This window comes from Rhodococcus sp. MPR-R1B (assembly GCF_058793255.1).
The window spans coordinates 29541-47637 of record NZ_JBXAFO010000023.1 but is presented as its reverse complement, the minus strand read 5'-3'; the positions used below and the strand labels follow the sequence as shown (position 1 = coordinate 47637).

Genomic DNA, 18097 nt, shown 5'->3' with positions numbered 1-18097 from the left:
AGGACTACGAATGCCGGAACAAACCGAAGGCTTCTCATTCGAAGATCGACAGGGTGGGTGTCTACCCGGATGGTCGGAAAGGGGGTGGAACATGGAGATCCTTGCGTTGCGGATGAGGAATCACCTCATACGCTGTCGCTTCACGACGCTCCACACCACGGTTGAATTACCTGGGTACATACCTGTTTTTGCGCATTCGACCCGACCGGTCGATATCAGGCGCGCCTTCGGTTGATGGCATCTGTTCGAACAATCGCCAGTGCCCCATGTCACTTCTGGAGACGATACCGCGTCTTGGTCACCTGGCGCGTCAGCGTTACCGAGATGGGACATACAGGCGGCATTGCTCCTACAAGCCGAACGGGAGACCAGTGCACGTTCCCGGCATCGGAAACGCGTGCTGATCTCCCGTTCGGCGATCTGTTGCCTAGTGGATCTACTGCTGAGTCGAAGCTACTTTCTCGGCTGCGTGGTGAGCGGCAATGTATCCGTAAACCAGCCCCTGGCCGATCGTTGCACCGGCGCCCGGGTAGGTGTGACCGAATGCGTTGGCCGCAGTATTGCCGATCGCATACAGGCCGTCGATCACGCTGCCGTCCTCACGAAGCACGCGTGCATGCTCGTCTGCCTGCACACCGCCGCAGGTGCCGAGGTCGCTGAGCGTCATCTTCACCGCGTAGAGGGCACTCGTGTCGAGCTTCCTCAGGTTCGGGTTCGGGGACACTGTCGGGTCGCCGTAGTACCGATCGTATGCACTTCCGCCGCGACCAAATTCCGCATCGCTACCGGCAGCAGCGGCCTCGTTGAACTTCTCGAAGGACTCGGCAAAAGCCTCCTCGGGAAGACCGACCTTGCGGGCAAGTTCGACCGGACTGCTCGCCTTGTGCGCGATGCCGGAGTCGAAGAATGCCTGCGGAAGCGGCTGACGAGGGAAGATACCGCCTGCGAACACGTAGCTGTTGCGGTACTCCTGGTCGAAAACAAACCACATCGACTCGGCCGGATCTCCGGCCTTTTCCCGTTCGAGCACGCGCTGGCCGAACGACATGTAGTCCGTCGCCTCGTTCACGAATCGACGACCGGTCTGGTCGACGATGAACGAGCCTGGCAGCGCACGCTCTGCGAGCATCACCATCGGCGGGCGGCCCTTGATGCTTGCCACCGCGGGGAACCACCACGACTGATCCATCGATCCGATACCTGCGCCGAGCTCTTGTGCTGCCTCGATCGCTTCGCCGGTGTTGCCCTCTGCGCCCAGGCTCTCGTGCTCACCGAGGCTCTCCGACTGGTACTTGTGGCGCCACTCCATGTTGTGGTCGAACCCGCCGGCTGCCAGAACGACACCACGCCGAGCGGTCACCGTCACTTCACGTCCGTCTTGCACCACAACTGCACCCGTTACGCGGCCATCTTCGGTGATGAGCCGAACCAACGACGTTTCCGTCCACACCGGGATACCGGCCTGGACCACACCTGCGAACAGGCCGGCGGCGAGCGCCTGACCGCCTGCGATGTATTCACGCTTGAGTACGTACTTGCCGTAAACGCCCTGCGCCAGGCGGCGGATGATGCGAGGGAAAGCCTTGCTCGGCTTCTTCACCATCAGGTTCATCCACTTGTAGTCCGCACCTGTCACCGGCATCGGCAGTCCGGCTTCCATCAAACCGGGCCGCAGGCGACCGCGTTCCGCGCCGAGTACCGACGCGTCGAACGGCAGGCACTCGCAGGTACGTCCGGCGGCGCTACCTCCCGGCAGTTCGGGGTGGTAATCGGAGTATTCCTTGGCCCAGAAGAACTTCATGGGCGTCGTGCGGTAAAGCATGTCGACGGTGGCCGCACCGTTGTCGACGAATGCCTCCCCACGTTGGGCAGGGGCAGTATCACCGACCACCGACCGCACGTATGTCTTCGCGCGCTCAACGGTGTCGCCCGCACCGGCTTTCGCCAAGATCGGGTTGGCAGGCATCCAGAACGCTCCACCGGACCGCGCCGTCGAACCGCCAACGTACTGCGTCTTCTCCACGATCAGCGTGGACAAGCCGAGCTCGTTCGCGGTGAGGGCGGCAGCCATGCCGGTACCGGACCCGATCACCAGTAGATCGACAACGATGTCCTTGGCTTGTGTCGCGGGGGGTGCCTGATTCTTCGCCATTGAACAAATCCCTTCACGTGGTTATCGACGTAGAACGCTAAGGCAGTCGCGGCGCAGAAGGTTCCGGATGCCCAGTCAGCGGGACATTGCGAGTGGATTGGCGAAGAACGGCTCCTGCCACGGGTCGGGCGTTGTGCCCGCCCCAGCAGAATCGCGGCTTGCCTTCTTCGATGTCTACGCTGCTCACGTGAGGACAAATCCCAGCTTCGGCATCGTCGACGAAACGCTCGGCACCCTTGCACGCGGCATGCTTCCCCGCCTACGCCACGCCTTCGAGCATCACCAGGCTCTTCACCGTCTGGCCGTCGAAGCGATTGTCAACGTCTGACAGACTCGTGCGGTTTGCATTTCATGGACGGGTACTGGCCGGCAGTTCGCTTCAACGGCGACGATGGCGTCGTCGAGGTGACTGTCGAATCCTGACCGCGATCCTCGTCTCGGGCTGTCGGCTGATGTTCCTCGGCACTGATGAAGAATAATCATCTACATGAAATGGAACACCCCTACAGAGACCGGCTGGTTCGTCAACCTCGCCGAAGGTGGTTCGGCCGTATCGATATTCGATCCGTCGGGGAACGTTCAAGGCGAACTGATTCCCGCATCCGACGACGGATCGGAGAGCGTTGCCGGCGGGCGGAAGAAATCGTCAACAGCCGAGCAGGATCGATCCAGGCTCACATTCCGCAAAGGCCGACCTGCATCACTTCGATTGTCCGACGGAACGATCGGGACCCTGATCGACCAGAAGCCCAAGGCCATGCGCCGCAAGAACAAGCTGTGCGAAGTCGATATCGCGGGCAGAACATACCTCTTCGTTCATTCATCGGGCCGAAAGGCAACAGCCCGGCGTGACGGAATCGCATTGGCACACATGGAACGTGGCCGATGGTCGGGTAGAAGTACCGTCGCCAGAAGAACCCTCACGGCAACGGACGCCCTTGACGAATGTGTCCTGACACTGTTTCAGAAGGTAGTCACACCTGGACGTACCGGCGCCTTCGATCAGGTACTGACCGACCTCAGCAACATATGACGTACGCCATATTCGGTGGATCTCAACCGCACTCGAGATACTGACTTTCAACTCTCAGGTCCACGGACATGCCTTGGACACAATGAGTTTCACATCTCGGAGCGGAACGCTGAAACCAGATCATGGTCAATGTCGACGCTTTGAACACGCTCGCCCAGCGATTGTCGCCAGGTGCGATGATCACAGATCCAGATCTACTCCAGTCCTATCGGCAGGACTGGAGTTTCGATCCCGCAGCCGGAACACCGGTTGCCGTAGTACGTGCTTCGACGACGGCAGAGGCGGTTCGACGGACGGCATCTGAGGCCGCCACATGTAGCGAATAGCGACGAGTACCTGAATTCTCCAGTGCAACCGGATATGGTGAGGCTGTCGTCTTCAATGCGGCGATGCAAGAAGGGAAGCTGCGACCAAGACGTTACGTCGGGGAAGACAAGTAAATCACCTGGACATGGCTGGAGGCCTCCGTGATGAATCTCGTTCGCCGACTGAGCGTCTGCACATCCGTCGTGATCGCTTCTACTCTGACGTCGGTGGCGCTCGCATCCGCCGCGGTGACCATTCCATTCCAGGTCAACCCTGCGCCGTACGGCAACCCGAACGGCAGCTTCGACGCGCCGGCAGTCCGCTGCGTAGCTGTCGTCGGCGAACTACCTGGCACGGTGACGATCACCGGAGGCAATGAAGGCCGGTGGGGATGCCTGCTCTCGTCCGAAGTGCGCTGGCTGAACCTTTCGACCGGGGCCTCCGGCTCCGCTCGGCTCTCGGACGGTCTCAACGGAGTCCCAGCAGAGGCGATCGTGCAGACCGGGACCGGTCAAGTCGCTGTTGCCGTGCTGTCTGTGGCCGGATCCATCATCACCCCAGGTGTCACATCGTTCTACGTGCCGTAGCACCAGAACTCCGCATCACCGGCACCGTGGGACCTAAGGTCCTGTTTACCGACCCGTCATCCCGGTTAGCCTGAAAAGACGCTACCGAGAGGACACTCATGACCTCGTCAGTGCACGAAACGATCTCCGTGGATCTGGATTTGATCGACCTGTACAAGGACCTCCACAGCCATCCGGAACTGGGGTTTCACGAGCAACGAACATCCAGTCTGGTGGAAAGACATTTAACAGCACTTGGATTCGACACCACCACCGGTGTCGGGACAACCGGAGTCGTCGGAGTCCTGAAGAACGGAGCGGGCCCCACAGCGCTGCTGCGTGCGGACATGGACGCCCTCCCGGTTCGGGAAGAAACCGGATTGGACTACGCCAGCACCGTGACAACGACCGACGACCAGGGGAAGACCGTCTCGGTCAGCCACGCGTGCGGCCATGACCTGCATACGACCTGCTTACTCGGTGCAGCCCGGATCCTCTCGCAGGACACGACGACCTGGTCCGGCACTCTTGTCCTCGTCTTCCAACCGGCGGAGGAACTTGGCGCGGGTGCGCAAGCCATGGTCGACGACGGACTGTTCGAGCGATTCCCGAAGCCCGACATCGTTCTCGGCCAACACGTATCGCCGCTACCGGCAGGCACGATCGCCGGGCACGCCGGCCCCTCGTATGCGGGATCGGACTCACTTCGTGTGAGACTGGTCGGAAAGGGCGCCCACGGATCTATGCCGGAGAACTCGGTCGATCCCGTGGTCATGGCGGCCGAAACCGTGTTGCGTTTGCAAACTGTCATCTCACGCGAGGTCCCGAGCACTGCAACAGCTGTCCTCACCGTCGGCTCCATCCATGCTGGAGATGCCGCCAACGTCATTCCCGGCGAAGCAGAACTGCAACTCAACATCCGCAGCTACGACGCAGTTGTGCGTCAGCGCATCCTGGACAGCGTCGACCGCATCGTCCGGGGCGAAGCGGCCACCGCCGGCGCTCCCACCCCACCGACCATCAACGAGACGGAGCACTTTCCGATCGTCGTCAATGACCCGGCGGCGCTGGACAAGACACTCGATGCGTTTGCCGAATGGTTGGGGACGAACAAGATTCTCGATCCCGGCGCAGGAGCAGGTAGTGAAGACGTCGGCATTCTCGCGACCAGTGCCGGTGCGCCACTGTCGTACTGGTTGTTGGGCGGTACCGACCCTTCACTGTTCACGACAGGTGACATGACCGATCCGGCTTTGCGAACCGTGCCGTCGAACCACTCTCCGCACTACGCTCCCGTGATCGAGCCGACCCTGACCATCGGTGTGAACGCCTTGGTCGTCGCGGCCAGGACGTGGCTCCCAACTCCCTAGAGTGTTGCGGGTCCGCAATCGATCGATCGTCCATGCGATCAAGGCTGCAAACGCGTAGGCGCCGCCGAGAATACTTGCAGCGCCCCACCCTGCCGCGTCGAAAACCATAGTGGTGGAAACCGCCCCAGCCGCGCTGCCCAACGAATAGAACACCATGTAACTACCGATGATCTGCCCGGACGATTCCGGTGTGTTCGCGACGATCAGATTCTGGCTCGTGACGTGAACAGCCTGCACGGCAAAGTCCAACGCAACAACACCGACTACGAGTAACACCAGCGAGTGCGTCGCCTGCGCGTTGAATACCCACGACAGCAAGAGAACGACCAACGACGCCCCGGTGACGCGTTGCGCTTTGCCTTGATCGGCCCACCGACCGGCACCGACCGCGCCCAATGCTCCAACCAATCCTGCGATTCCGAAGAGCCCGATCTGTGTGGTCGACAACCGCCATGGTTCCTCACTCAACGGCAGGGCCATTCCGCTCCACAAAGCACCAAAGGACGCGAAAAGGAACAAGGCGATCAGGGCCCGGGTGCGAAACAGTCGGTTCGTAAGCGTCAACGTCACGACAGACCCCATTGCACGCACGTACGAACGCCTATCGTGTTGCAAACGAGGATCTTTCGGCAGCATCGTCAGCGCGACGGCCGCGACCAGTACCGAAATGAAAGTGGATCCCGCGTAGACCGCCCGCCAGCCTGCCAGATCCGCAACTGCGCCGGCGACAGTCCGAGCGAGGATGATGCCGACGACAACGCCGCTGGTGATGACACCGATGTTTGCGCCCCGCTCGTCCGGGTCACTGATTGCCGCAGCATAGGCAACTATGACTTGAACAACTACCGAGAACGTGCCTGCGACCGCCATCCCGATCAACAGCTGCAGATTCGTGGTGGCCAGAGCAACAAGCATCGTTCCCGTTGCAGCAGCGACGATCTGGATTGCGATCAATTTCTTTCGATTCACGAGATCGCTCAATGGCACCAACACGATCAACCCCACCACATAACCGAGTTGGGCGAGTGCGACTACGAAACCGAGGCCGGCCGGAGGAATGGAAAGATCCGAGCCTATTTGCCCGAGGAGCGGCTGTGCGTAGTAGATGTTGGCTACCGAGACCCCGCAGAGCACTGCGAGCAACAGGCGAAGTCCGCGAGACATTTTCAACTTGCCCCGCGCGTTCTCGACAGCATGACGTGCAGTCACTTCCACCTCAACTTGGTTGCGTTTTGATACCATTTGGAGGTTACGTCAATACAGTTTCAAAACGCAACCAATGAGGAACTCGATGCCGGATCGCGCACAATGGACGGACCCGCACTGCCCGACTGCCCGAGCGGCCGACATCATCGGCGACAGATGGTCGCTGCTGATCGTGCGTGACGCCTTCGACGGGTCATCGAGATTCAGTCAGTTTCAACGAAACCTGGGCATCGCAAAGAACATTCTCACGGACAGGCTCAAAGTCCTTGTCGAGCAGGGAATCTTCGAAGTCCAACCGAACGCGCAAGGTACCCGCAACGAGTACATCCTGACCGAACGCGGTATGGATCTGTTCATCGTGATCATTAGCCTGCGACAGTGGGGAGAGCGCCACGCCTTCGATGACGGTGAGCCACACTCGATCTTGATCGACGACACCACGGGCGATCCGGTTCCCAGGCTTCGACTGATCAACACACGGAATATCGACCTGGACCCTACAAGTACACATGTGGAGAAGGTCGAGGAAGGTTGACCCGCAACTCGCCAGATTGACAGATGGGCGCACATGATTCGAAGTACGCGCATACTCCGACCATGACTGTCGATCTCGAGTTCTCCTGGCCGCAGTTTCTCTGGATTGCATTCATCTTCGTCGGCGTGCCCGCAACTATCGGCGCGAGCATCATCTGGACAATCTGGCGTTCGGAACGAACTGGCCTGGAGCACTCCACGACCGCCCTCGGCGGCGGGCACACGGGATCGGGCTCACTCGGACTGTGGCGCACCGGCCTGTTGGCCTTTGCACTGGGCTTTCTGTCTTGTGTGGGCTGGCTCAGCTGGTCAGCCGACTACAAAGGCGGATTCCGCGGCCCCGGCATGCCTGCCCCGACACAGTTCCCCACCTGGCAGGTCGTCGCCTGTGGACTGACAGTGATTCTGGCGTGTTTCGGTTCCGCACATTGCTCGCGATGGATGAAGGCGGGCGGTATGACGGCCGCTGCCGGCACTGCTGCAGGATTCACCACAGCATTCAGCATCGACGCCAGTGCCGATGTCACCGGACAGGCAGGCGTGGGCGTCGCACTGTCCACAATCGGATGGGGCCTCACCCTTACCGCACTGATGCTTCTGCGCGGCAAGTGGTCGCGACGAGGATGAATCATTGCCGGATCATCCATACTCCGAGTAAAGAATTCGATAAGCGGACCTAACACGTTTTGAAATTCATTAAGAAGAAAATCGATTCCAGATACAGGATCGCCTGATTGCCGAACCTCCACGAGATCCTCGAAAAATATGAGACAGAAGCCTTATCGCTTCCGTGCCAACCCTTTGACGCATGCGGATCATAATATTCTTCGAACATCACGCGGAAGTGCACACAAGTCTGTGACTCACGGCATTATCCGATTTATCACGGGAAATCGTGATAAATCATCACCGTCTCTGAACTGCAACAACGCCTTAAGTTACAGATTCAACTAGTTCCAAACCATAGGGTTTCTTCCTTTTTCTCGGCGTCTCGATTCCGTAATGCTTGACATCGAATTGTCTTTCGTTCTCAATGAGCGATGTCAACTGACGATGATGCATCTCAGTGCATCAACGCAGTAATTCCGCTATCGAATCCAGTGAAGGGACCAGCCGCGAAATGACGGTTGCCGAGAGCTTGAAAGATAGGAATCTGTACTCCAACCTCAGGCGTGCTGCTGATTTGAGCAACCCATTCTGGGATCGCGCAGTCAGTGAGGGTCTGGCCGATATCACCGCCGATCGCGTCGCAGGTTTCGAACACCGGACGATCCAAGGATACGAATTCGAGAACTTCTCCACGTACTCGTATCTGGGGCTCGACACCGACGACCGAATTCGTTCGGGTGCGATCGCCGCTCTCGAGCGCGAACGAACGTTGAACAGTTCCATCTCGCGGATGAGAGTCCACTCCAGCCTTCTCGACGACACAGAGGCCGCGTTGAGCGAACTGCTTGACGCACATGTGCTCACCCTCGGATCCGCCGCAAACGCTGCGTGGAGTTTGCTCCCCCTCGTTGCGTCCGGGTTGCTCACCGGCGGTGAACCTCCCCTCATGGTGTTCGACAAGAACGCACACTTCTGCCTCAATGCGATGAAGGCGAGCGTCGCCGACGAAACGACGATCGTGACCATTCGGCACGACGACGTCGATGAACTCGAAAGTCTTTGCCGAACAAATTCTCAGGTGGCATACGTGGCGGACACCGTCTACAGCACAGGCGGGAAGGCGCCCCTGAACGAACTGTTTGCATTACAGGCCAAATACGGACTGATTCTCGTTCTCGACGAGGCGCACAGCACCTCGGTCATCGGACACAACGGGCGTGGCGCGGTCCTGGATCTCATCGGCAGCCTCAATGATCGAACATTCTTGCTGACATCACTGAACAAGGGATTCGGTGCTTCCGGCGGTGCGATCGCACTCGGTCGGAACGGGGGCAGTCGAAATCGTGATCTCGCACTTCGCTACGGCGGCCCGCTGACGTGGTCGCAGCGTGTGAACGTAGCCGGGCTGGGTGCTATTGCGGCGTCCGTGGAGCTCCACCGCAGCGGAGAGGTCGACAAGCGGCAGCGGCAACTCCGCACGGTTGTCGAACTGTTCGATTCGCTCGTCGACACGCCGGCATCGGGCGATGGACTCCCGATCCGCTTCGTCACGCTCCACGAGGAAGAACAAACCATCACCGCAGCACAGAAACTGCTGGCTAGCGGTTTCTACACATCGGCGGTCTTCTTCCCTGTCATCGGCCGGGGCAAAGCCGGGCTGAGACTGATGCTTCGGGCGGACCTTCCACATGCAACGATCGAGCGCTTCGCCGACGTCCTACGAAGTGTCACGGAATGAGCGACGACCGCACTGTCGCAGTGACACCGCTGGCTTGTGCCGTCGTGTTGACAGCACAAATGGCCACGACCATCTACCTCCCTTCACTGCCGAAGATCGCGACGGATCTGGGCATCGAAGATTCCGTGGTGAAGTGGTCGGTGACACTCTTCGTGATCAGTGCCGCACTTCCGGTGGTCGTGTGGGGGCGGTTGGCAGATCGACTCGGACGCAGGACGGCACTGTTGTCCAGCTTGGTATTGTTCGTGATCGCCTGCATTGCATTGGCTTTGGTCCAGAGCGCCGCCGTACTACTGATCGGCCGGATCGTTCAAGGCATCGGAGCAGGAGGTGCGGCCATCATCGTGCGAATGATGGTGAAGGACAAGTTCACCGGTTCGGAGTTGGCTAGCCGCTTGTCGCTGTTGTCGATGGCATTTGTGGTGGCACTGGGCGGTGGCCAACTGATCGGCGGCGCTCTTGCGTCGTTCACCTCGTGGCGAACCGGCTTCGGCGTGCTCGGAGTACTCGGAGCAGCACTCGCTGCGGTGGCACTGAGGACCGAGAACACCACAGTCCGCGACAACAACGAACGCGTTGTTCGGTGGAATGCCATAGTCCTGACACCCCAGTTCTACAAACCAGCCATTGCGGGGGGCCTGGGTTTCGGCGCGATAGTCCTTGTGCAGCAATCGAGCCCCTTCCTGTTCAGCGATCGATTCGACTTGCAACCGTGGGCATTCGGAGCCTTCGGAATCCTCTACGGAACCGCCTACTTCAGCGGCGCGCTTTACGTCAATCGAAGGGCCACAACCGTCGGTTCAGAGAAGTTGATGCGTCGAGGTGCGCTGTGCATGCTGCTTGCCGGCCTCGTCCTCATGCTCTGCTGGTATCCCCCACTCGGTTCCACGCCGTTGCTCGCGGTCTTCCTGCTCGGATACATCGCACTGACATTTGGGCAATCGCTTCTCTTCCCGAACTCGGCAGCATCAGCAGTGACGCATTTTGCTGAAGGCGGAGCCATCGCCGTCGCGTACTGCGGACTCGTACAGCAGGGAATTGCCGGCATCGCCTCTGTAGTCGGACCTCTCGCATCCGATGAGCGCGTGTGGTCGGCAATCGTCGCACTGATCACTGCAGCAGCGACTGCGCTCGTATTCTCCCTCCGCACAGCTTCCTCCGAACCGACAGTAGGTACGTCCCATGCCCGTCATTGAACGCACCGCACAACTCGACCCCGGTACCCGCGAGCAAAACTTACTGGCATACAAGGAAATTCGCGAGCGAGTTGCGGACGCGCAACACTTGTCCGTTCACGGGGCACCCGAGCGGTCGGTCGCCAAGCACCGGGCTCGCGGCAAATTGCCCGCTCGCGAACGCATCGATGCTCTTCTCGACGTGCAGTCCCCGTTCTTCGAGATCGGACAACTGGCCGGATTCGAGGTGTACGACGAGCAACTCCCGTCGGCTGGTCTGGTCACGGGCGTAGGGCTCATCCGCGGCTCACTCTGCGCCATCTTCGCGAACGACGCCACCGTCAAGGGCGGCACCTACTACCCGCTGACCGTCAAGAAGCAACTGCGATTGCAATCCGTCGCTCGTCGGCTGAGGCTGCCGTGTGTCTATCTCGTCGATTCCGGAGGTGTTTTCCTTCCGATGCAGGACGAGATCTTCCCCGACGAGCACCATTTCGGCGAGATGTTCAAGAACATCGCCGAAATGTCGGCAGACGGCATCGTTCAGATCGCAGCAGTCATGGGTTCCTGCACGGCTGGAGGTGCATACATCCCAGCGATGTGCGACGAGACCGTCATCGTCCGCGGTACCGGCACCGTCTATCTGGGCGGCCCTCAGTTGGTCAAGGCTGCAACCGGTGTCGACGTCGAACCGCAAGAGCTCGGCGGCGCCGACGTGCACGGGGTGATCAGCGGCGTCGTCGATCACATCGCCAACGACGACATCGAGGCTCTGAGCATGATCGCCGACATCGTCGCCCGCGGTGATCGACGGGAGGTACGGGCGCCGTCACGATCTCCGCGACCACCTCTTCACTCCCCCGAGCATCTCGACACGGTGATCCCGGCCTCTTCGAAAACCCCGATCGTCGCGCGCGACGTTCTGGCCCACCTGCTCGATGCCAGCGAATTAGTCGAGTACCGAGCGAATTACGGCCGAACCATCGTCTGCGGGACCGGCCACATCGAGGGGTACACCGTCGGAGTCATCATGAACGACGGTGTGCTCTTTTCGGAGGACTCCCTCAAGGCCGCGAACTTCGTCGAACTGTGCTCACAACGAGACATCCCATTGTTGTTCCTGCACAACGTCAACGGATTCATGGTCGGGAAGCAGTACGAGGCGGAAGGTATCGCCAAACACGGCGCGAAACTGGTCAATGCCGTCGCCTGCGCCAGGGTTCCCAAGCTCAGCATCGTCATCGGCGGAAGCTACGGGGCGGGAAACCTCGCGATGTGCGGACGCTCGATAGGTCCTGACTTCATGGCCGTGTGGCCGAACGCGAAGACCACCGTGGTCGGTTCCGAGCAAGCAGCGTCGGTGATGGCATTGATGAAGATCGAATCTGCGCGCACACGCGGAACTCCGCTCACGGAAGAGGAAATCGAGGAAATCAAACGGCCGATACGCGAAGGTTACGACCGGCAGGGCGAGTCGGTGTACGTCGCATCCAGGCTATGGGTTGACGCGATCGTCGACCCGGTCGACACGCGATCCTGGGTTTCACTCGCGCTGTCCATGCTTCCCCGCAATCACGGAACAACGCGCTTCGGCGTCTTCAGGATGTGAGAACATGACTCGACTTCTCATCGCCAATCGGGGTGAAATCGTCACGCGCATCGCGCGCACGGCCCGTCGTCTCGGCATGTCGGTAGTGACGATCTCCTCCCCCGTCGATTCACACGCACAGTGGCATCGCCTCGCCGATCACACCGTGCTTCTGGACGGAGACATCCCCTCGGAGTCCTACACCGATTCGGATCAAATCATTGCGGCCGCGCTGGCCGCGGATTGCGATGCCGTGCACCCGGGTTACGGATTCCTCTCCGAAGACTCCGATTTCGCTGAAGCCGTCGTCGCTGCAGGTCTGACATTCGTCGGTCCGGCCGCTGAATCCATCGCTCTACTCGGAGACAAGGCAAGAGCGAAGAAGGCCGCCGCTGACGCCGGCATCCCGACTCTCACCGCGTGGGGCGAGGCAAGCGCCGATCCCGATACCGTCCTCGGTCACGTTCGATCTCTCGACGTGCCGGTGCTGCTGAAACCGGTGTTCGGGGGCGGCGGCAAGGGGATGGTTCGACTACATCCGGGTGATGACGCACGAGAGGTCATCACCTCTGCAATCGGTTTGAACGAAAGGAACTTCGGCCGCGGCGACCTGATGATCGAAACGCTGGTGGAGCGTCCGCGTCACATCGAAGTTCAGGTCCTCTTCGATTCCTTCGGTACAGGAGTTCACTTCTTCACCCGTGAATGCTCCCTACAGCGTCGGAACCAGAAGATCATCGAGCAGGCACCGGCAAGTTCTGTCCCCGAATCGGTCCTGGGAGCCATGCAGCACGACGCTCTGCGACTACTCGGAGGCGTCGGCTACGTGAATGCGGCAACCGTCGAATTTCTGGTTGACGCCGAAAACCGCTACTACTTTCTCGAAGTCAACACGCGCCTACAAGTCGAACACACGGTCACCGAGGAAGTGACCGGCGTCGATCTCGTCGAACTGCAACTCGACATCGCCCTCGGCGCCCGTTTGCCGTTACAGCAGCGCCATATCGCGCTGCGGGGTTTCGCGGTGCAAGCCAGAATCTACGCCGAGGATCCGTCGAACGGGTTTCGGCCCGCACCTTCACATTCCGTGGACATAGCCTGGCCGTCGGGGGTTCGCATCGACAGTGCTTTCGAGGGTGCCGGCAGCATTCCGCCGTTCTACGATCCGATGATCGCAAAGGTCATAGCAAGCGGTCCGACGCGGTCAACCGCACTGGAATCATTGGACCGAGCTTTGGCCGACTCGAGTTACTTCGGTGGAACCTCGAATATCGGTTTCCTCCGACTTCTCTTGGCGACACCGGCTGTGCGCGCGGATGACATTCACACTTCCTTCGTCGACGAGCACCTCACTCGGTTGATCCCGGATTCTGCAGAGCTCCAGGCCACCGCCGCTGCTGTTGCGATGGTGTGGACTTCCGTCGAGGAACAATCGCCGGTCACCGGGTCGTCATGGACCGGCCCCCACGGACTACATCGAGAGACATTGCACAAGGTGGGATCCGACCCGATCGGACGCGAACTCATTGCCGATGGCCGCGTCGTGCCGACAACCGTCATCTCACAACGAAGCAACCACTGGATTGTCGCCGCCGACGGCCGGAACATTTCGGTGGTCGTCAGGGGTGGAACCGACGAAGTGACACTCAGCCTGGTCGCCGATGGTTTGACAACCACCGCTGGGCGCCTCGGAGTCGGCACCGGTACATGGGTGTGCGTTGGTGGCTGGACCGTGAAGGTGGACGAGAAAGTCTATACAGCAAAGGATTCCGATCTCAGCGACGGAGAGATCACATCGAAGATGCCGGGAACCGTGCTGGCAGTGCTGCAGACTGGAACGCGGGTGTCGGAAGGTGATGTCGTCGCGGTCGTAGAAGCAATGAAGATGGAGACTGCCCTTCGTGCTTCCTCACCCGGAATCGTCTCGGCGGTGACAGTAACGGTGGGAGATGTCATCGATGCCGGACAAGTGCTGGCAGCCGTGGCGCCATGAGTAAAGATTGCCACGATCTTATCTCTTTTTTGACTGAAGCAATTGTTACACAATATCTTTCATGTCAGAAGCAGGGGGAATCGAGCGTCGCGCAGTCATTGTTTCCGCAACCGAACTCCGCGAACTCATTCGTTCCGATCGGACGCTCGTCGTCGTCAACGTGGTACGAGACAACAGCGAGGGCGGAGCCGGAATCATTACTGCGCCGCAGTCCATCACATTGTCGATCAACGACTTTCAAAGCAGTGGCGGCGGGACTGACGGGAATCGACCGCTGCCAGACCTCGACGCATTCGGAAGAACACTGAACGATCTGAAAGTATCCGCCGATGCTCACATCGTGGTCTACAGTTCGCACAGCCCCCTGCTTGCGGCCCGCGCGTGGTTCACGCTTCGCTGGGCAGGACGTTCAGTGCGGTACTTGGACGGCGGATCGTCCGGATGGGTTACAGCCCGGAAACGCATATCGACAAACGATTCGATTCCCGTACCACCTTCCACCACTAGCACGACACTCGCCGACGCAGAAGACGCCCTGCGCGCGGCATCGGCCGGCAGATTGCTCGACGCCCGAGGATCGAGCAGTTTCCGCGCCGGCCACATCCCCGGATCTATCTCAGCGCCGGCAACTGACCAACTCGGCGACAACGGATTCCTACTTCCCGACCGCGAGTTACGAGAATACTTCCACCAGTTCGGAATAGAGCGTGGTGCCACCGTCGTGTCCTATTGCGGCGGCGGAGTTGCCGCGTCGCACAACGCACTGGCGCTTGCAGCGGTCGGCATCAGCTCCGCGGTCTACGTCGCGTCGTGGTCGGGGTGGAGCGCCGACCCCGAACGACCCGTCTCCACTGACATCCATCACACACCAAGGAATCCGGACCAGCGATGACGCGACAGATGATCCTCGGCGCCTACATGGTCTTTCCGAGTATGCACAGTGCCGGAATGTGGCGGCATTCGTACTCGGAGAATGCCTTCGAGGACAGAGCGCTCTACGAGCGATACGCGCAAGCAGCGGAACGAGCAAAATTCGACCTGATACTGATACCTGAGCGTGTGCACTACGTCGACGGCCACACCAAATACGGTCTGCTGACCGGCTTTCAACATGATCCGACGCAGTTGGCTGCAGTGGTGGCCGGCGCAACAAATCGTATCGGTCTCGGCGTAACCCTTTCGGCAAGCTTCAACAGCCCGTACAACCTGGCGAGAACTCTGGGCAGCCTCGACATACTCAGCGGTGGGCGCGCGGCCTGGAACATCGTGATGACGGCACCCGGCCCGGCTAACGACAACTTTCCCGAAGTCGATCGGCTTCCGAGAGAAGAACTGTACGAGCGCGGCGACGAAGTTCTCGAAGCAACCACCGCACTCTGGTCGTCGTGGGACGGCGACGCCGTATCGGCCGATCGCGACAGCGGAATCTACGCAGACACAAGCAAGATTCACGCGGCCGACTACAAGGGCAAATACTTGTCGGTGCAGGGTCCACTCACCTTGCCACAATCACCTCAGGGCCGCCCGGTCTTCATCCAGGCAGGTGAATCTGTGAGAGGGCGCGAATTCGGTGGGCGGTGGGCAGATCTGGTCTTTGCGATCGACCCGTTGGAGGAAGATCTTCGAGCGAAGCGCAAGGCAATTCGCGGCTACGCGGAAGAGGCCGGACGCGACCCTGATTCGGTGCGCCTCGTCGCCGCTGTGCAACCGATAGTCGGCGAGACGACGAGCATCGCGAAGGAACGGCAGGAGTACCTGCGATCCTTGATCCATCCGGATGCGGCAATCGAGTGGGTCTCCCACTCCGCAGGACTAGACTTGTCGCAGTTCGATCCGTCCACTCCGATCGCCGAAGTTCTCAACCGCGGTAGTGGCCCCTCGCGTCGATTGGCACGCCTGATCGAATCCCGAAATCTCACCATCGCCGAAACCGCAGAGTTGTTCGCGCGCAATGATCTCACTCCCGAGATTGTCGGCTCGCCGCAAGAAGTGGCGGACGAGTTGACGCACCTCTTCGAATCGGGAGCAGCTGACGGTTTCATCCTGACCGCTACCCACTTCCCCAGGGGGCTCGACGACTTCGCGAGTTCCGTCGTGCCACTTCTGCAAGATCGGGGCGTGTTCCGGCGCGAATACACCGGAACGACCCTGCGGTCCCACATCTTCGACACCACTCGCACTTCCCCACGATGAACGGAACTCAGCCCATGACGACGTCGCGGCTTTCATCCATACCGATCCGAGTCGCCATCCTGGCGTCGACGCTTGCAGTTGCAGCCGGCTGCAGCACTGCAACGCCAGCTGCGAGCGCCGACTCCGAGCCCGTGTCAGGGGGCGATCTGACCTTTGCGATCAATACGTTTCCACCGTGCATCGACAAGACCCTGAACGGTCAAACTGCTACGGCATTCCATCCACTCTACGACAAACTCGTCGACCAGAACCTCGAGACCGGGGAGATAGTGCCTTGGTTGGCGACGTCCTGGGAGGTCCAGAACGACGGTCGACGATTCGTCTTCGCTCTGCGGGACGGCGTGACCTTCAGCAACGGCGAGCGTCTGGATGCGCAGGTTGTCGCGGACAACTTCGAAAGCCAGAAGAGACTGGGAGACAGTGGCTTCGCGACCACTGCGAAGTCACATCTCGCAAACTTCACTGGAGCGGAGGTACTCGACGCTTCCACTGTCGCACTCAATTTCTCGGAACCGTCAGCGGGCTTCCTTCAAGCCGCCCGCTCCGACACGCTCGCCATCATCGCACCGGAATCGTTGAAGAAGACGCCCGAAGAACGCTGCGCCCAGGGCGTTATCGCTTCCGGCCCGTTCGTACAGAAAGAACTGGAGACCAACGCGAAGGTCGTACTCGCTCGTCGGGACGGGTACCACTGGGGATCCTCACTCAACAAGAACAAGGGAGAGGCCTATCTGGATTCGATCACCTTTTTGGTGGTCCCCGAATCCTCGGTGCGAATCGGCGGTTTGACGTCAGGACAACTGGACGCCGCGATCGACATTCCGAGCACAGACGTCGACCGGGCAGAAGGCGCCGGACTCACTGTCATCCCGTCCCTTGCTGCCGGCATCAACGACTCGCTCTTGCTCAACCCCACGTTCGCGCCGGTACTTGCGGACCTGAACGTGCGGCGTGCTTTGGTGAAGGGCATCGATACCCAGCAGATCATCGACACCACCTACACACCGAGTGACGAGAAAGCGCGAAGCATCTTGTCGGTGAAAGCGCCCGGCTACACCGATCTGTGGTCCGAGTACACCTATGACCCGTCGGGTGCGAAGTCACTGCTGGACGCCAGTGGATGGACAGTCGGCGGTGACGGATTCCGAACCAAGGACGGTGAGAAACTGACCGTCGAATTGGCCTACCGCAACCACCTCCCCCAATCGCAGTTCGAACTGATCCAATCTCAGCTGCGCGACATCGGAGTTGCAGTGAACTTGCAACCTCGCTCGACTGCCGAGGACAACGCCGCGAGAACCGACGGCACATGGGAATCGATCTACTTCCAGAGCTTGCGCGCCGACGGTGACGTACTGCTGGTGTTCAGTCCCACTCTCGGCTCGACCAAAGGCATCGCCTCGACTCCGGAGCTGAATGCATTGCTGGTCAAACAATCTCAGACCGTAGACGTCGATGCGAGAAACGGAGTGTTGAAGGAGATTCAGGAACTGATTGCCGATCAGGCACTGGCGATCCCGTTGCACGCCTCTTCGCTGATCTACGCGACGACTCCCGCGGTTCACGACCTGCGCATCCAAGCCGATCTCTACTCGGTGGACTTCGTGGATGCGTGGAAGAGCTAGCCCACACTT

General features: G+C 60.0%; 14 protein-coding genes and 1 pseudogene. 13 read left to right on the top strand and 2 right to left on the bottom strand.

What is annotated here, in order from left to right:
* Positions 1-436: 436 nt before the first annotated feature.
* Positions 437-2152, bottom strand: coding sequence for a 3-ketosteroid-delta-1-dehydrogenase (locus AC1Q61_RS25320; RefSeq protein WP_003943733.1), 1716 nt, complete (start codon positions 2150-2152; stop codon positions 437-439).
* A gap of 187 nt (positions 2153-2339) precedes the next feature.
* Between AC1Q61_RS25320 and AC1Q61_RS25315 the strand changes: the two genes are divergently transcribed.
* The 4 genes from AC1Q61_RS25315 (at position 2340) to AC1Q61_RS25300 (ending at position 5427) form a co-directional block, all read left to right on the top strand.
* The gene (locus AC1Q61_RS25315; RefSeq protein WP_492651230.1) at positions 2340-2480 is read left to right on the top strand and encodes a hypothetical protein; all 141 of its coding nucleotides are present in this window, start codon (positions 2340-2342) and stop codon (positions 2478-2480) included.
* Positions 2481-2639: 159 nt separating this feature from the next.
* Complete coding sequence (locus AC1Q61_RS25310; RefSeq protein WP_064114287.1) at positions 2640-3185, top strand: hypothetical protein; 546 nt, start codon at positions 2640-2642, stop codon at positions 3183-3185.
* Positions 3186-3655: 470 nt separating this feature from the next.
* Positions 3656-4078 carry a hypothetical protein gene (locus tag AC1Q61_RS25305; protein ID WP_003943727.1) on the top strand — a complete coding sequence of 141 codons (423 nt, stop codon included), beginning with the start codon at positions 3656-3658 and terminating at the stop codon, positions 4076-4078.
* Between the two features lie 98 nt (positions 4079-4176).
* Positions 4177-5427, top strand: a complete 1251-nt coding sequence (locus AC1Q61_RS25300) for an amidohydrolase (RefSeq protein ID WP_210378095.1) — start codon at positions 4177-4179, stop codon at positions 5425-5427.
* A 66-nt stretch (positions 5428-5493) separates the two neighbouring features.
* On the opposite strand, the pseudogene AC1Q61_RS25295 reads toward AC1Q61_RS25300, so the two are convergent.
* Positions 5494-6591 (bottom strand): annotated as a pseudogene (locus AC1Q61_RS25295) (MFS transporter); the annotation flags it as partial.
* A gap of 127 nt (positions 6592-6718) precedes the next feature.
* Here AC1Q61_RS25295 and AC1Q61_RS25290 point away from each other — a divergent pair.
* From AC1Q61_RS25290 to AC1Q61_RS25250, 9 genes are all read left to right on the top strand, one after another.
* Complete coding sequence (locus AC1Q61_RS25290) at positions 6719-7168, top strand: winged helix-turn-helix transcriptional regulator (RefSeq protein ID WP_007726458.1); 450 nt, start codon at positions 6719-6721, stop codon at positions 7166-7168.
* Positions 7169-7191: 23 nt separating this feature from the next.
* Positions 7192-7794: a hypothetical protein gene (locus AC1Q61_RS25285; protein ID WP_081305433.1), complete on the top strand. Its 603-nt coding sequence runs from the start codon at positions 7192-7194 to the stop codon at positions 7792-7794.
* 493 nt (positions 7795-8287) lie between these two features.
* Entirely contained in the window at positions 8288-9514 is a 1227-nt protein-coding gene (locus tag AC1Q61_RS25280) for an aminotransferase class I/II-fold pyridoxal phosphate-dependent enzyme (protein WP_007726454.1), read from the top strand.
* A complete protein-coding gene (locus AC1Q61_RS25275; protein WP_054187583.1) occupies positions 9511-10710 on the top strand; it encodes an MFS transporter in 1200 nt (399 codons plus the stop codon). The genes AC1Q61_RS25280 and AC1Q61_RS25275 overlap by 4 nt, the downstream gene beginning before the upstream one ends.
* Complete coding sequence (locus AC1Q61_RS25270; RefSeq protein ID WP_065456039.1) at positions 10697-12298, top strand: carboxyl transferase domain-containing protein; 1602 nt, start codon at positions 10697-10699, stop codon at positions 12296-12298. The genes AC1Q61_RS25275 and AC1Q61_RS25270 overlap by 14 nt, the downstream gene beginning before the upstream one ends.
* Positions 12299-12302: 4 nt before the next feature.
* Complete coding sequence (locus AC1Q61_RS25265; RefSeq protein WP_492651231.1) at positions 12303-14270, top strand: acetyl/propionyl/methylcrotonyl-CoA carboxylase subunit alpha; 1968 nt, start codon at positions 12303-12305, stop codon at positions 14268-14270.
* Between the two features lie 61 nt (positions 14271-14331).
* Positions 14332-15162 carry a sulfurtransferase gene (locus tag AC1Q61_RS25260; RefSeq protein WP_492651232.1) on the top strand — a complete coding sequence of 277 codons (831 nt, stop codon included), beginning with the start codon at positions 14332-14334 and terminating at the stop codon, positions 15160-15162.
* Complete coding sequence (locus AC1Q61_RS25255; RefSeq protein ID WP_007726446.1) at positions 15159-16463, top strand: NtaA/DmoA family FMN-dependent monooxygenase; 1305 nt, start codon at positions 15159-15161, stop codon at positions 16461-16463. Before AC1Q61_RS25260 ends, AC1Q61_RS25255 begins: the two co-directional genes overlap by 4 nt.
* Positions 16464-16477: 14 nt before the next feature.
* The gene (locus AC1Q61_RS25250; protein WP_064114290.1) at positions 16478-18088 is read left to right on the top strand and encodes an ABC transporter substrate-binding protein; all 1611 of its coding nucleotides are present in this window, start codon (positions 16478-16480) and stop codon (positions 18086-18088) included.
* The last annotated feature ends 9 nt before the right edge of the window (positions 18089-18097 follow it).